We start from the raw sequence: 15,217 nt of genomic DNA, 5'->3' as shown, positions 1-15,217 counted from the left end.
TATTAAACGTATGATTAATTATAGAGAGATTGCTAACTAACCGATATGACATAAATTAATCAATATTTAAACAAGTGATTAATTTCTAATTTTCGATGAAGGTGAATGATATCTAGAGAGAAAAATGCCCGCGCAGTGGGCAACTACGCGGGCCAAAAAGGGCAACAATATTTGTTGTTTGTTTGGAGATTGTTGGTCCAATATCCATATCTGAACTGTTATAAAAAACCCTCAGTCTTTAGAGATTCTTTATATCAGTGTAACCAATGCTGTTTAAAGTAACACTTTTGTTATGCATGAGTAATTGTTAATAATGGAAAAATTATTTTCAAAAATGGAAAGTTCTGGCGACAGAAAATGAGAGAATACCTTAGGCAATTATCGAGTTTTACTGGTTGAAATTATCAGACCTACAGTGAAGATTCGTGCAAACGATTGACCAAACGTATATCGGTTGCAGCGTTACAGCAGCGTCGCTAGAATTGTCGCTCCTTTCGCATCTCATTTAATTGAGGATCTATGAATAGTGCACAAGTTGCAACGTCATGCCGTAGCACAAACCTAGTTTCACCGACACGTGAAGTGGTTCTACGCGAGGTATTGGCGTTGGCAAAAATGGCTGCGGCGGTTGCCGTACCCCTTTTGCTTTTGTCTCTGGTTTGGATGTAATCTAGAGTACACGACACAAGGATGTGTGCTTTTTCGACGCTCTTTAGTCTAGACCTCCTTTGGTTAACTTAGCTGGGTTAAGCAGACGCTCTAAGGTTTCTCTATCGAGATCCGTTTCTCTTTCCGCAATATCAATGATCGCAACGCCTTCTTGATAGGCTTTTTTGGCAATTTCAGCCGCTTTTAAATAGCCAATCACAGGGTTCAGCGCAGTGACGAGAATCGGGTTTTTAGCCAGTGCAATGTCGAGGTTGTTCTGGCGTACCGTAAAGGTTTTTATCGCCTTATCAGCTAGAGCGGTGGCGCTGTTTGCGATCAGTTCAATACTTTCTAATATATTGTGAGCAATAATCGGTAGCATCACGTTGAGCTGGAAATTCCCTGATTGACCCGCCACAGTGATGGTTGTGTCATTGCCAATCACTTGAGCAGCAGCCATCGCGGCCGCTTCTGGTATCACGGGGTTAACTTTGCCCGGCATAATCGACGAACCGGGTTGTAAGCTTTGCAGTTCGATTTCCCCTAAGCCAGCAAGTGGGCCGGAATTCATCCAGCGCAAGTCATTAGATATTTTCATTAGTGCAACAGCCGCCGTTTTAAGCTGTCCGGAAAGTGCGACAATGGCATCTTGGCAGCTCAAGTTATAGAAGAAGTTATCACTAGAGGTAAAATTGATTTGCGTGACATCGGAGAGATTTTTAGCAAACTTGGCTGCGAACCTCGAGTCTGCATTGATACCTGTTCCCACAGCGGTTCCGCCTTGAGCGAGAGCTTTAACTAAGTTAAGCGTTTGCTCAATACCTGCTTGGGCTTGCTCGATTTGAAACTGCCAAGCGCTAAGCTCTTGGTTTAAGGTCACTGGCATGGCGTCCATTAGATGCGTTCGCCCCGTTTTTACTACGTTGCCAATTTCTGCTCGTTTGGCCGCAAGTGTCTCAGCCAAGTGAGTTAACGCAGGGATAAGCTGTGATTTAACCGTCATGGTAACACTAATTTGTATCGCACTTGGAATAACATCGTTGCTGCTTTGGCCCATATTGACATGGTCATTTGGTTTAACGTCTTTTGCTAGGGTTTTGCTGGCGAGTGTGGCAATCACTTCGTTGGCATTCATGTTTGAGCTGGTGCCAGAGCCAGTTTGAAATAGATCAATTGGAAACTGATCTAAATGTTTGCCATCAATAATCAATTGGGCTGCGTCATGAATGGCATCTGCAATGTCGTTGTCGATTAAACCCAACTGAGCGTTAGTGGTGGCGGCAGTTTGTTTGATCAGCGCTAAAGCAATAATAAATGCTGTTGGCATCGTATATTGGCTCAAGTGGAAGTTGTCAATTGCCCTTTGTGTTTGTGCTTGGTACAGCGCGTTCAGCGGAACTTTCACCTCGCCCATACTGTCTTGCTCAATACGAAATTGCGGCTTATCCTTATGTTGATTCATCGGTGTGAAATCCTCAATTTAAGCAATTATGCTCATCTGATTCATCTGTCTTTATTAAGGCGTGCAACAACAGTGGCCTCAATAGTATCTTTTGAGCATAGCTGTATTCCCCGTATATCACTTCCTTAGTTTGGGTATTAAATAGAAAGGAAAGGTCTAGATTAAATTCAGCACGACGAGTGATTTATGTTTATTGCTGTCTACGAATTTGAAGTCAAGAAGGCAAAAAAGATGAGATTCGCTGAAATATTCTTGGAGTGGATTTGATCCAGTTTGAAGTAAAACGCTCCAATTGATGGAGCGTTTTTGTAGCGCGTTATGGTTTTAAGGCCAAGACCTTATCTATATCTTCAGCGCTATGACGCTCTAGTACTTGCTCCCACGCTTCACCAAATGGACGGTTGACGATACGCCCACGCTGCACGGCTTCGCGAGACTCTATCAGTTTCGCCCAACGAACAACATTTTCGTAAGTATGCACTTGTAAAAACTCCGCGGCATCATACAGTTTGCCAAGCACAAGGTTGCCGTACCAAGGCCAAATTGCCATATCTGCGATGGTGTATTCATCACCAGAGATATAGGTATTGTTTGCCAATTGCTTGTCTAACACATCCAACTGGCGTTTTGCTTCCATGGCAAAACGATTAATTGGGTACTCTTGCTTTTCATCGGCATAAGCGTAGAAATGACCAAAACCTCCACCTAAGAAAGGCGCAGAGCCTTGAGCCCAAAACAGCCAGTTAAATGTTTGCGTACGCGCTGAACCGCTGGCAGGTAAAAAATGACCAAATTTTTCAGCAAGGTGAACCAATATAGATGCAGATTCAAACACATTTACCGCTTGATCACCTGATTTATCCACTAATGCAGGGATTTTTGAATTTGGGTTGACGCCAACAAAACCTGACGAAAACTGCTCTGAATCACCAATCTTAATTAGATGTGCATCGTATTCAGCGTCTTTGATACCCAGTGCTAAAAGTTCCTCAAATAGAATGGTTACTTTCTGGCCGTTAGGGGTACCTAGTGAATAGAGTTGAAATGGGTGCTGCCCAACAGGTAACGCTTGCTCAAACCTTGCTCCAGATTCTGGGCTATTGATGTTGGCCCATTGATTGCCAGAACTTGGTTCATTTTTCCAGACTTTTGGTGGTACGTATTGGTTTGTCATAGGTGTTCCTTATTCAGGTAGTTGGCTGACAATAATAAAGGTTGGGTCATCGCCTATTGATCAAAAGCCCAAGGACATTCTTTTCATAGAACAACTGGTTATGACAAGGTGGTAAAGGGTATAAGCATGAGTGTCGCAGGTTTGCGCGCACATCCCTCATAATTCTCTAAGTGTGAGGGATGCGCTGTGTGTTCATATTTCACTTAGTTAGCATCACCGCAGATTAAGAATAAATCGCATGGCGGATATTTAAGTAGTACGTCGACCGTACTTCCTGACCAGTAACGCGATAGTGCACTGCGCTTACATGCCCCAAGTGCCAATATTGATGCTTCCATCAGCTCAACCACTTGTGGTAGCCCTTGCTCTGGGTTTCCTTTGATAAACCTAAAGTTAAACTTATCAAGCTGATTATCATGTAGAAACGCTTGCACCGCTTGTTTCTGATTGAGAAGAATCTGCTGATTATGTTTGTATAAGTGCGGTGCAACAAACTGGCAATAGACTAGTGATAGTCCAGCGTTGAGCCGCTGCTTTAAGCTGACACTCTGCGTAATGATCGCTTTGTCCACATTCGCTTCTTGGTCACCGCGGTGGAGAGGGTCGATAGCCGCCGCAATGGATAACTTTTGTTGCCAACCTTTATTGGTGAGGAGCAAGATATTGAATTTGTTGCGCGTCAGTTCTCTAAGCAAGTGGGCAGCTAGCACCCCTGTTGAATAGTCAACCAGCAGTATGCGTGGTTCCTGGTTATCCTTAACCAGCGCTTTTACCCAGTTTGAGTCTTTAGCGTGTTCGAGTTCAACATCGACTTTTGTTAACTCTAACTCCTCATGAATCTCTTCCACCATTTCTAAAATGGAGCTGCACCATTGGACAAAAAAGTCATCGTATCTGGCGTGACTTTCTCCTCCTTGAATCAAAAAGTCCAAAAACGTGTGGTCTTCACTGCGCTTAAAGTCTTCTGCATAAATTCTAAGTGATTGATTAGAACTATGGGCAATACGTAATGCCTTTTTCAATACGCGTCGCGAAGGTTTGGTCGAGACTTTCATTAATAAATGAATTGGGCTCATTGTTTGACTCCATTTCCATACGGGTCACATCAGTTGTAAACTAGTGAAACAAACATCCTTGTGAGTTGTTATCTCTCGCCAGTCAGCGACCTAGTTATCATTTTAGATTATGTTGCTGCTTGTTATAGCTCTAGCGTAATAAACAGGGTTTGTTATTGAGATTCATTGGCTTCGCTAGAGGGTGTAGCCAAAAGTTTGATCACGCCTTTTTGTAGAATAAGGTTATTGGGGTAGGTGATCATATTGCTGTTTTCGTGACGTAAAATGACATGAAACATAGTGATATCTATGATGACACCGCTGACATCTTCATCTTTATCGCACACCTTGATTTTGTCGCCGATACGGTAAGGGAAGACAAAGAAAATCAAGAAACTGGCGGTCAGGTTGCTGAGTATCGACCATTGCGCAAATAGAGCAACACCTAACACGGCAAAAATGGACGACAAGAAAAGAGATATATCCCCGTAGCCTAAACCGAGAAGCAAAGTAAACAGAGAGATAAACACAAAAAACGTTGATACGTTAAAGGCTTTGATGACAAAAAGCGAACGTTGCGATGACACTTGTTTCTTTTCAGCTAAAGAGAGAATCGCTCTCTTACCAATCCGACGCAGTAAGATGTAAGCACTAAGCAGTGCAATACCTATCAATACTTGATTGACTAACTGTGATTGAAACATTAGCTCTTTCATTAAATAAATCTCAATTTCTTTAAAATAACGACTTCTAACGCAATAACGGCAAGTAAACCGACGCAGAAAATGACAAAGGCGAATGGATTATCGATACCGGGAATGCCACCAATGTTGACTCCGAGTAAACCAGTAAAGAAACCAGCGGGTAAGAAGATGCCCGCTACCACCGAAAATAGGTAAGTATTGCGGTTCATTGTTTCAGCTTGCTCTTGGTTGATATGCGCCAGCAGGTGATTTATTTGATCCAAGAAAAACTCAATTGACTCGTTAATTCTGGTCACTGTATCTAAACAGTTTTTAATATGATGAACCTGAGAGCTTAAAGCGGGCAGGTCAGCACTTAACAGATCTTCCAACGCATACCTTTGTGGCTTTAAATAACGACGCAAGCGAAGCAAACGTGAGTGAAGGGCGTTCAGTGTCTGCAAATCGCTCGCTTTGGGTACATCAATTTCATTGAGTTGTTCATCAATCGGCGCAAGAAACGTTGAGATTCTTTCGCTGATCCCACTGGCAATGGCAACCAGCAGAGCGGATAAATTGTCTGGCCCTTTGCCTTGTTGCAACTGTTCAATCAGCATAGACACCGCTTTTGACGGAACTTTGCGTGTCGAAATCAATGCGCCCTTATACCACATAATGCGCAAACTCAGCATATCGTCTGGCTGCGCACCTTCGTTTAGGTTAATGCCGCGTAGAATGATAAGAAAACAGTCTGAACCATATTGTTCAAAGCGTGGTCGTGTATCATCGGCCAACAAAGAGTCGATGACCGCCTCAGGTAGCGGATGCTTTTCAAGCCATTCACGAATTCCTACAGCATCGCGCTGACAGTGATACCAATGTTCGGCGCTTATTTCGTTCGACGTGTTTGCAGCCGGCACGGCTTTACCTGACGAGAAATCCCAACTAGAAATCAAAAAGTTGTTCATGGCGGTGCTCCAAGTTTTTGTTCTCGCCTAAAGGAGGTTTGAAACTCGATTAAAGTGTTTTATCTATCGAATCAACTATATAACCGCTTCTGTATATTTAAGCTATTAAATTTTCATCAATTATGCCGACTATTGAAAATAGCCTTCACTGAGCGAGCGCTATGACTCTGCCAATATGGGTTAAGGTTACGCCTTATCACTGTTTGCGGTATCTTTTACAGGATTTCCCTGCACAACAAAAGAACGACTGGGATCAACATACAAGCGCTCGCCCATTCCTTCTCTACCCAGTAGCATCATATAGCTCATTTCCTGACGATTGGTCAGCGTGATTTGTATTGGCCATGTGTGGTCGCCAAGTCCAAACGTTGTTTCGATGACGTATCGATCTTCGGATTTTCCATTGGAAGATTTCACTTTACGCAGATCAACGACTAGAGCAGAACAGCGAACCGTTTCTTCTAAATGGTAGATGTCCGGGTGTAAATCGAAATTAACGTGTAACTTACCGTTTTTAGAAACTTTTTTAATGTTATCAACGTGCAACGAGGAGGTTTTCGCCCCTGTGTCGATTCGAACTGGCAAATCAAAAATACCCAAATCGGGTAGATGTCCAAGCTCTAAATTGCCAATGATGAATTTGTCCATGGAGTATCGCCTGAGTGGGTTAATTGGTTCGGCATAATGGTTTTAGAACGCAACCTTATCGCCAGCTCATCCTAACGGAAATGGGCTACGGATGGCTGGCGATGCCCAAATGGATGTACATTAACCTTTACCGCGTGTCTTTGTCGCATTGGGTTTGGCGTTCTTTTCGATAAAGTCGAAAATCATGCCAGCGACGTCTTTGTTTGTAGCGGTTTCAATGCCCTCTAAGCCCGGAGATGAGTTTACTTCCATCACCACAGGCCCGCGGTTTGAGCGTAAAATATCTACCCCACATAGGTTCAGTCCCATTGCTTTGGCCGCATTAATGGCGGTGAGTCGTTCATCTTTGCTAAGGCGCACGAGCTGCGCGCTGCCACCGCGGTGCAGGTTGGAGCGAAATTCGCCTTCTTCGGCCTGACGTTTCATCGCGGCGATGACTTTGCCGCCGACAACGAAGCATCGAATGTCGGCACCACCGGCTTCTTTGATAAACTCTTGAACCAGAATGTTGGCTTTTAATCCCATAAACGCCTCGATGACGCTTTCAGCCGCTTTGTTCGTTTCTGCCAGTACCACGCCGATGCCTTGAGTTCCTTCGAGTAGCTTAATCACCAAAGGCGCGCCACCAACATTTTTAATCACATCTTGAATTTTATCGGGCTTGCTCGCAAAACCCGTGCGAGGTAGGCCGATCCCTTTTCGAGATAAAAGTTGCAATGAGCGAAGTTTGTCTCGTGAACGACTGATCGCGACAGATTCGTTGACGCAGAACGTGCCCATCATTTCAAATTGACGCACGACGGCGGTGCCATAGAAAGTGATGGAGGAGCCAATACGTGGGATCACAGCATCATAGGCAGGGAGGTCTTTGCCTTGGTAGCGAACTTTTGGACTACTGCTGGTGATATCCATATAACAATGCAGGGTATCTATGATGTCAATTTGGTGCCCATGAGCCTCGCCAGCTTCCTTCAAGCGACGAGTGGAATAGAGATTTTCATTTCGAGAAAGAATAGCTATATGCACAGTGTTTCCTCATACGGTTAGCGGATAGATACAAAAATCAATGGATGTGTTATCAGTTTCACTTAAATACTTATAAGTAAATATAGAGCAGGTAAACGATTTGTACTGAGAAAAAACTTTTGGTTAGACAATAAGTAACAAGATGTTACGATTGTTAAATTGGATGTAAGCTAGCTAGGCAAACCCCTAGTAAAGACTTAGGCGTTGGATAGTGTCCATCAGGTTGAAAGTATCACAGCAGATTGAAGGCTAAACAATTTCGTACTCACGACCAGCACACTATACTGATAAAAGTAATATTAACCTAAATTAGGGCAAGGCTTAATGCGCTATCTCTTCTTCATATTGTTTCTCTCGTTAAGCTCAAGTAGTTCATATGCCCAACCCACGAAGACAATCACGCTAGCGTATTCAGATGTTGAATCGTTCCCGTTTCAGATGGGGAATGGGGAGTCGGTTTCCACGCCACCAGGTTTGTCAATTGATGTCATCAAGCAAGTGGCCGAACAGCTAAATATCAACGTTGAATACGTACGGCTGCCCGGGAAAAGAGTGCTCAGTCAAATCAGAGCGAATCAAGTGGATGGCGGTTTTATTTTTTCGTACAGCACTGAACGCGCGCAATACGCCAATTACCCTATGGACAGCCAACACGCTGACAGCACTATGCGTATCGCAACGCTAGATTACTTTTTTTATAAGCTCAAAGATCAAACGTTAGCTTGGGATGGCGTAGCGTTACAGTCTATAGGTGATGTGCCGATTGGTGCTCATGGTGGTTTTTCGATCGCAAAGAAACTAAAAGAAAATCAAGTCAATACAATCGAGATAGAAAGTACAGGCAAGCTGTTCGAGATGTTAAGCAAGAAACGACTGGCTGCTATCGCGATTCAAAGTAACATTGCCAACAGTTACATCGATGAAAACAATTTAACCAATATTGAAAGAGTGACTCCGCCAATATCCACTAAGGACTACTATCTGATCTTTGGCCATAAATTTACTGACGAAAACCCCGAGTTGGTGAGACGAGTATGGCAGGTGACAAGTGAAGTTAGAGATGAGGTGATGGCGCACAGCATGAAGAAATACTTAACACCAGAGAGGTAGTCGACCGAGAACTGTGGTAGTGATTCCAAGACGTTGTTTTGAGTTTTTACCCGATCCTTTTCGTTGAATGCAACTTGATCGGGTGTACTTGTTTTTAAGGAAACCAGAACGCTGTATCTGTCGGCCTACAGCATGCTAGCAACAGACCAACAGTTCGAATCCAACCTAAGCGTTTTTTAGGTAAATAAGTGCGTCTTGGAGTGATGGAAATATGTTATGACCCAGCGCTTTTACTTCGTCACACGGGGCAACCAAGTCGGGTATTTGGAATGTTGTCATCTTGGCTGCAGTTGCACTACGTACCCCATTATTTGAGTCTTCAAATGCAAGGCATTGTTCGGCTGGAACGCCAAGTCGCTCAGCTGCGAGCAAGTAAATCTCTGGGTCTGGTTTGCCATTTTTCACTTCGCAGCCGCAAGTAAAACTATCGAAGTATTGTGAAAGTCCGGCCAGTTCGAGTTTGATGAGTGCAACTTCGCGGTGAGTGGAAGTGGCAACGGCTGTTGGAATATTGTGTGCTTTGAGCCATTCGAGCAATTCGATAACACCGTGTTTGACTGGAATCGCTTGGTGTTTCACGATTGCATCGTAGTTCTTGCGCCACTCAGTTTGGAGCTTTTCTAAGTCATCTCCGTAAGTTTTACGAAAAACTTTTTCAATACCAGCAGAGTTTTTACCGATAATTGACAGGTAGTTATCTTCATAAAAAGGCAAGTTGACGTTTTCACAAGCTTGCTTGAAAACACGCATACATACGCGTTCTGTATCGAGTAACAGGCCATCCATATCAAAGATGGCAGCTTTAAATTTCATAGGTACGGCATAATCCATATTGGCTTGAGTGCGTATTCTGGCATACAAACAACGCAGAGTAAAAATTCCAACGGGCTATCGAGTGGCTTGGTTGTTCGGTTTCTTAGCGCACGGCTTTTGCGTAACGACGGCCTCAATGACGATCTAAAGCTTCAATTACTAGTAAACCTTGGTCGTATTGTTTAGTAGACTGTCGTACTTACCACAATATATGCAAAGGAATCTACATGAGTCAGCACAACGTCGCTTTTATTGGTTTGGGAGTTATGGGCTATCCAATGGCGGGCTACTTAAGTAAAGCGGGGCACTCGACCCAAGTCTTCAATCGTACCAAAGCAAAAGCCGAAAAGTGGGCGCAGGAATATCAAGGTATTGCATGCGACACGCCAAAGCTCGCTGCCCAAGGTTGTGACATTGTATTTGTCTGTGTAGGTAATGACGATGACGTGCGCAGCGTAATATACGGTGAAGAGGGTGTGCTCGCGGGCCTGAAACCGGGAGCTATTCTCGTTGATCATACTACCACTTCGGCAGAACTTGCTGTCGAACTTGCCGTCGCAGCTAAAGAGAATGGTAACGACTTTATTGACGCCCCTGTTTCCGGAGGGCAAGCAGGAGCCGAAAATGGAGTGCTGACCATTATGTGTGGTGGTGAGCAGGAAGTTTTTCAACAAGTCGCGCCCGTGATGAACGTGTATGCTAAGCAGATGTCTCTACTGGGCGAAAATGGTCAAGGACAACGCTGTAAGATGGTGAACCAGATTTGTATTGGCGGCATCCTTCAAGGCTTAAGTGAAGCCTTATTACTGGCGCAAAAAACAGGTCTGGATATTGAACAGGTGGTCGAAACATTAAAGCATGGCGCTGCGGGCTCTTGGCAAATGGAAAATCGCGCCGTGACAATGTCACAAGATAAGTTTGACTTTGGCTTTGCCATTGACTGGATGCGCAAAGATCTTGGTTTCTGTCTTAAGGAAGCTGAGCGCGTCGGGTTGAACTTACCATTAACGAAACAGGTTGATGAACAATACGCCGAACTGCAGCAAGATGGCTTCGGACGTATGGACACATCGGTACTGATGAAAGCGGTTGCGAAACATCAGTAATAAATGAACAGTTCTTTGGTATCAAACAACTTGAAAAAATCGAAGCCTTTCATAACCAACTCTCCTTATTAGTAACACTTGTTATGTCGATTGTGAGGCGCGATATGCGCCTCAGTTCTTAAGTTTGGTTACTTCTTTAAACCTAGTGCAACTTTGATTATTTTGCCAAGTTGACTAGGACACTAATATTTGATGTATAGCCTCTACTGGATTAACTGTCCAGTAGAGGCTATCTCGCTATTGCTTCACATCGAAACGATCTGCGTTCATTACTTTGGTCCAAGCGTTAACAAAGTCGCGGATAAACTTCTCTTTGTTATCGTCTTGAGCATAGACCTCAGCGTAAGCGCGTAAGATTGAGTTTGAACCGAACACTAGGTCGACGCGTGTTGCCGTCCACTTTTCGTTACCACTACTACGCTCGATGATGGAATACGAATTACGCCCCGTTGGTTTCCAGGTGTAACGCATATCCGTTAAGTTAACGAAGAAGTCATTGCTGAGTACGCCAACGTTATCGGTAAATACGCCGTGAGTCGTTGCTGAGTGGTTAGTCCCTAGCACACGCATTCCGCCAATCAACACCGTCATCTCTGGAGCAGTCAGGCCAAGTAACTGAGCATGATCTAACATCAACTCTTCAGGGCTTACTGCGTAGTGCTGTTTCTGCCAATTGCGGAAGCCGTCTGCAATGGGTTCAAGCACGTCGAACGATTCAACGTCGGTTTGATCTGCTGATGCATCACCGCGGCCAGGGGCAAACGGAACCGAAATTTCAACGCCTGCTGCTTTTGCCGCTTGCTCGATAGCAAGATTACCCGCGAGTACAATGGTATCGGCAACACTGACCCCACATTCACCAGCAATCTTTTCTAGAACAGAAAGAATTTTGGCCAATTTTTCTGGCTCATTACCTTGCCACTGGTTTTGTGGTGCAAGACGAATGCGCGCACCGTTGGCACCGCCACGTTTATCCGAATTGCGGAAAGTACGGGCGCTGTCCCAAGCGGTTGAAACCATGTCCCCTATACTCAAGCCACTTGCGGCAATTTTTGCTTTCACTGCGTCAATATCGTAATCACTGCGTCCAGCCGGGATCGGGTCTTGCCAAATCAATTCTTCTGCTGGTACATCAGGTCCAAAGTAGCGAGATCTCGGGCCCATATCGCGGTGGGTCAGCTTAAACCAAGCTCGTGCAAAGGTATCAGAGAAGTACGCAGGATCCTGATGGAATCGCTCTGAAATCTTGCGGTATTCAGGATCTACTTTGAGCGCCATATCTGCGTCTGTCATCATTGGATTTAGGCGAATACTTGGGTCTTCAACATCGACTGGCATATCATGTTCAGCAATATTGGTTGGCTCCCACTGCCATGCTCCGGCTGGGCTTTTGGTAAGCTCCCAATCATAATTGAGCAGTAAGTGGAAATAACCATCATCCCATTGGGTTGGGTGAGTCGTCCAAGCGCCTTCAATGCCACTGGTCACTGTGTCGCGGCCAACACCGCGTGAGGTATGATTGTTCCAACCCAGACCTTGCTCTTCAAGTTCCGCTCGCTCAGGTTCTGCGCCGAGTTTTGCCGCATCGCCGTTACCGTGTGCTTTACCGACGGTATGGCCGCCAGCAGTCAAAGCGACGGTTTCTTCATCATTCATACCCATTCGTTCAAATGTGACACGCATATCTTGCGCAGTTTTGAGAGGGTCTGGGTTGCCATCGACCCCCTCAGGGTTGACGTAGATAAGCCCCATCATCACCGCAGCTAGTGGGTTTTCTAAATCACGCTCACCTGAGTAGCGGCTGTTTTCACCACCACTCGCAGCAAGCCATTCCTGCTCTGCACCCCAGTAAATGTCTTTTTCAGGATGCCAGATATCTTCTCGGCCAAAGGCAAAGCCAAAAGTTTGCAGTCCCATCGATTCATAGGCCATATTGCCTGCAAGGATCATCAGATCGGCCCAACTAATCTTGTTACCGTATTTTTGTTTGATAGGCCAAAGCAAGCGACGTGCTTTGTCTAGGTTAGCGTTGTCAGGCCAAGAGTTGAGAGGAGCAAATCGTTGATTGCCGGTATCTGCACCGCCACGGCCATCGCCAGTACGATAAGAGCCCGCTGAGTGCCATGCCATACGAATCATCAGGCCACCGTAGTGTCCCCAATCAGCCGGCCACCACTCTTGGCTATCTGTCATTAGTGCTTTCAGATCATCTTTAAGTGAGGCAACATCAAGAGTTTTAAGTGCTTCGCGATAGTTAAAATCTGCGCCCATTGGGTTAGATTTCTGATCGTGTTGGTGAAGAATGTCGAGGTTGAGCGCATTTGGCCACCAAGCGACGTTCGATGAGTTGGAAGAGGTTGCACCACCGTGCATGATTGGGCACTGACCACCAGTAGACATCTTATTATGTTCCATGTTGTTGCTCCTTTGTGTCACGTAGCTTCGATTACCAACATCATGTACGCACTTGGCAATCGGATAGTTCTTATCGTTAAGGTGTGGTATTGCTTTAACACTGAGCATAGTTGGCGAAGGCGCAGAGATAAAATGGGTTGTAGCTATGCTATTGATAGATATTTTCTATCTAACACTCAAAGTGTGTAAGCGCATTGTTAAGATATGAACAACTGAGCTGCCTATAGACTAGGCAGCTCTTAGTTGGTGGAGAGTAAGGCAGTTAGTAGAACTCAATTTCAAGTTGTTACGCTTTTTGCCAGTTGATGCGCTTAGATCTTGATTACTTAAGGCGGTGCAGCTTGTCTAACGCACGTTACAGTGGTTGGTTAGTCTGTACGACGAGCTTACCAAAGTTTTTCCCTTCTAATAGGCCGATAAAGGCTTCTGGAGCCTGTTCAAACCCTTCGACTAAATGCTCACGATAGTGGATTTTGCCTGTTGCCAACCATTGGCTCATGTCGGCGGCGAACTCTCCATAGCGGTCGGCGTAGTCATCAAAAATGATAAAGCCTTGCATCTTGATTCGTTTGACCAGTAGCTGACCCATCAGTAGTGACATTCTGTCTGGCCCTTGCGGGAGTTCAGTTGCATTGTACTGGGAGATTAAACCACACAGTGGGATACGTGCACCTGTGTTAAGCAGTGGCATGACAGCGTCAAACACCTTTCCGCCAACGTTTTCAAAGTAGATGTCGATTCCCTGATCACAAGCCTTAGCGAGTTGTTCGGCAAAGTCATCGGCTTTGTGATCTACACATTCGTCGAAACCCAATTGCTCTTTTGCAAAACGGCATTTTTCTTCACCCCCAGCAACCCCAATCACACGGCATCCCTTGAGTTTGCCAATTTGACCAACCATAGAACCCACAGCGCCAGTTGCTGCGGCGACAACTAACGTATCTCCTTCTTTAGGCTGGCCGATATCCAGCAGCCCCATATAAGCGGTAAAACCGGGCATGCCCATAACGCCCAATGCATAAGAAGGGTGCGTCGGGTTCTGGCCCAATTTGATGAGACCTTCGCCATTTGAAATTCCGTAGTCTTGCCAGCCAGTGTATGCCAGAACCCATTCGCCAGCGACAAAATCTGGATGATTCGACGTTTCTACTTGGCATACTGTTCCGCCGACCATAACGTCGTTCAATGCCACTGGTTCTGCGTAGGACTTGGCGTCACTCATGCGACCACGCATGTAAGGGTCGAGTGATAAATAGACGCTACGCAGTAACATCTCACCCTGATCTGGTGTTGGTTTTACACTCTCTTGTAAGCGGAAGTTCTCGGCGACAGGTGCGCCTGTTGGGCGTGAAGCAAGTACGATTTGTCGATTTAAGTTATTAGTCATCATCTGTCCTGTTATTAGACCAGTCGTCTAGTTGGTGTTTCAAAAAATTCCCGCAGCTGATCAAGCATAGCGGGAATGTGTAATTTATGCGCTTAGAAGCTTATGAGTGGTGTCTAGGCTGCGCTCAAGATGAGATTGGTCTTGGAGCAGTTTGTTAAGCAAGCTGGCCCCAAGCCATTGTTGGTATAACTGGGTAGCTACCGCCTGTGTGTCTGGTACCGAAATGGATCCATCATTCACCCCAGATTGAATACATTGCGCAATAGCATCAATGATGCACTCAGCACCATTGGCAAGCGCTAATCTCATTGGTTCAGACAGATCAGACACTTCAGCACTTAACTTAACCACTAGGCAGCGATTGGCGTTGCATACGCCATTTTCTACTTCAAGCCAACGTTGGAAGTAACCCATTAGTCGCTGATAAGCAGAGCCTTGCTCAGAGTTAAAAACAAGGTTGATGCGGGCAAGATAAGTTTTAAAGTAATTTTCTATCAAAGCTTCGCCGAACTGCTCTTTAGACTTGAAGTAATGATAAAAGGAGCCTTTGGGCACGTCTGCTGCTTTGAGTAGCTGTGACAAACCTACCGCGGTAAAGCCTTTTGTTACTACCAATTCATAACCTACGTCGAGTATATGCTGGCGTGTGTCATTTGTTTTTATGTTCATGGCGAACAATATAATTAAAAATAGACCAGTCGTCTAGTGTGAGGGCAGATCAG

Annotated in this window: 14 protein-coding genes; 3 read left to right on the top strand and 11 right to left on the bottom strand. The window is 45.1% G+C overall.

Features of this window, described 5'->3' with window-relative positions; all coding sequences use genetic code 11:
- The first annotated feature begins 519 nt into the window (after nucleotides 1-519).
- Nucleotides 520-669 (top strand): hypothetical protein, encoded by a 150-nt coding sequence (locus TW81_RS19445; protein ID WP_045955764.1) that lies wholly within the window; start codon nucleotides 520-522, stop codon nucleotides 667-669.
- Between the two features lie 43 nt (nucleotides 670-712).
- Here TW81_RS19445 and TW81_RS10980 read toward each other — a convergent pair whose 3' ends face one another.
- From TW81_RS10980 to rimK, 7 genes are all read right to left on the bottom strand, one after another.
- The gene (locus TW81_RS10980) at nucleotides 713-2,110 is read right to left on the bottom strand and encodes a class II fumarate hydratase (protein ID WP_045955763.1); all 1,398 of its coding nucleotides are present in this window, start codon (nucleotides 2,108-2,110) and stop codon (nucleotides 713-715) included.
- Between the two features lie 316 nt (nucleotides 2,111-2,426).
- Complete coding sequence (gene yghU, locus TW81_RS10975) at nucleotides 2,427-3,284, bottom strand: glutathione-dependent disulfide-bond oxidoreductase (protein ID WP_045955762.1); 858 nt, start codon at nucleotides 3,282-3,284, stop codon at nucleotides 2,427-2,429.
- Between the two features lie 203 nt (nucleotides 3,285-3,487).
- A complete protein-coding gene (locus TW81_RS10970; protein WP_045955761.1) occupies nucleotides 3,488-4,360 on the bottom strand; it encodes a universal stress protein in 873 nt (290 codons plus the stop codon).
- Nucleotides 4,361-4,512: 152 nt separating this feature from the next.
- Nucleotides 4,513-5,055: a mechanosensitive ion channel family protein gene (locus TW81_RS10965; RefSeq protein ID WP_045955760.1), complete on the bottom strand. Its 543-nt coding sequence runs from the start codon at nucleotides 5,053-5,055 to the stop codon at nucleotides 4,513-4,515.
- Complete coding sequence (locus tag TW81_RS10960) at nucleotides 5,055-5,990, bottom strand: zinc transporter ZntB (protein ID WP_045955759.1); 936 nt, start codon at nucleotides 5,988-5,990, stop codon at nucleotides 5,055-5,057. Before TW81_RS10960 ends, TW81_RS10965 begins: the two co-directional genes overlap by 1 nt.
- Nucleotides 5,991-6,176: 186 nt before the next feature.
- Nucleotides 6,177-6,638: an ATP-dependent zinc protease family protein gene (locus tag TW81_RS10955; protein ID WP_045955758.1), complete on the bottom strand. Its 462-nt coding sequence runs from the start codon at nucleotides 6,636-6,638 to the stop codon at nucleotides 6,177-6,179.
- A 120-nt stretch (nucleotides 6,639-6,758) separates the two neighbouring features.
- Entirely contained in the window at nucleotides 6,759-7,664 is a 906-nt protein-coding gene (gene rimK, locus TW81_RS10950) for a 30S ribosomal protein S6--L-glutamate ligase (protein ID WP_045955757.1), read from the bottom strand.
- Between the two features lie 324 nt (nucleotides 7,665-7,988).
- On the opposite strand from rimK, the gene TW81_RS18865 reads away from it, so the two are divergent.
- Nucleotides 7,989-8,774, top strand: a complete 786-nt coding sequence (locus tag TW81_RS18865; protein WP_052706190.1) for a substrate-binding periplasmic protein — start codon at nucleotides 7,989-7,991, stop codon at nucleotides 8,772-8,774.
- A gap of 165 nt (nucleotides 8,775-8,939) precedes the next feature.
- On the opposite strand, the gene TW81_RS10940 is transcribed toward TW81_RS18865, so the two are convergent.
- Nucleotides 8,940-9,587 carry an HAD family hydrolase gene (locus TW81_RS10940; RefSeq protein ID WP_045955756.1) on the bottom strand — a complete coding sequence of 216 codons (648 nt, stop codon included), beginning with the start codon at nucleotides 9,585-9,587 and terminating at the stop codon, nucleotides 8,940-8,942.
- A 227-nt stretch (nucleotides 9,588-9,814) separates the two neighbouring features.
- Here TW81_RS10940 and TW81_RS10935 point away from each other — a divergent pair, with 227 nt between their 5' ends.
- Entirely contained in the window at nucleotides 9,815-10,693 is an 879-nt protein-coding gene (locus tag TW81_RS10935; RefSeq protein WP_045955755.1) for an NAD(P)-dependent oxidoreductase, read from the top strand.
- A 237-nt stretch (nucleotides 10,694-10,930) separates the two neighbouring features.
- Here TW81_RS10935 and katG read toward each other — a convergent pair whose 3' ends face one another.
- The 3 genes from katG to TW81_RS10920 all read right to left on the bottom strand — a co-directional run bounded on the left by katG (nucleotide 10,931) and on the right by TW81_RS10920 (nucleotide 15,164).
- Nucleotides 10,931-13,108: a catalase/peroxidase HPI gene (gene katG / locus TW81_RS10930; protein WP_045955754.1), complete on the bottom strand. Its 2,178-nt coding sequence runs from the start codon at nucleotides 13,106-13,108 to the stop codon at nucleotides 10,931-10,933.
- A 355-nt stretch (nucleotides 13,109-13,463) separates the two neighbouring features.
- On the bottom strand, nucleotides 13,464-14,495 hold the full coding sequence (locus tag TW81_RS10925) for an NADP-dependent oxidoreductase (RefSeq protein WP_045955753.1): 1,032 nt from the start codon (nucleotides 14,493-14,495) through the stop codon (nucleotides 13,464-13,466).
- Nucleotides 14,496-14,579: 84 nt separating this feature from the next.
- Nucleotides 14,580-15,164, bottom strand: coding sequence for a TetR/AcrR family transcriptional regulator (locus tag TW81_RS10920; protein WP_045955752.1), 585 nt, complete (start codon nucleotides 15,162-15,164; stop codon nucleotides 14,580-14,582).
- Nucleotides 15,165-15,217: the final 53 nt, after the last annotated feature.

The sequence above is a fragment of the Vibrio galatheae genome (assembly GCF_000967545.1).
GTDB classification, from domain to species: Bacteria; Pseudomonadota; Gammaproteobacteria; order Enterobacterales; family Vibrionaceae; genus Vibrio; species Vibrio galatheae.
This window is presented reverse-complemented; position numbering and strand designations above follow the sequence as displayed.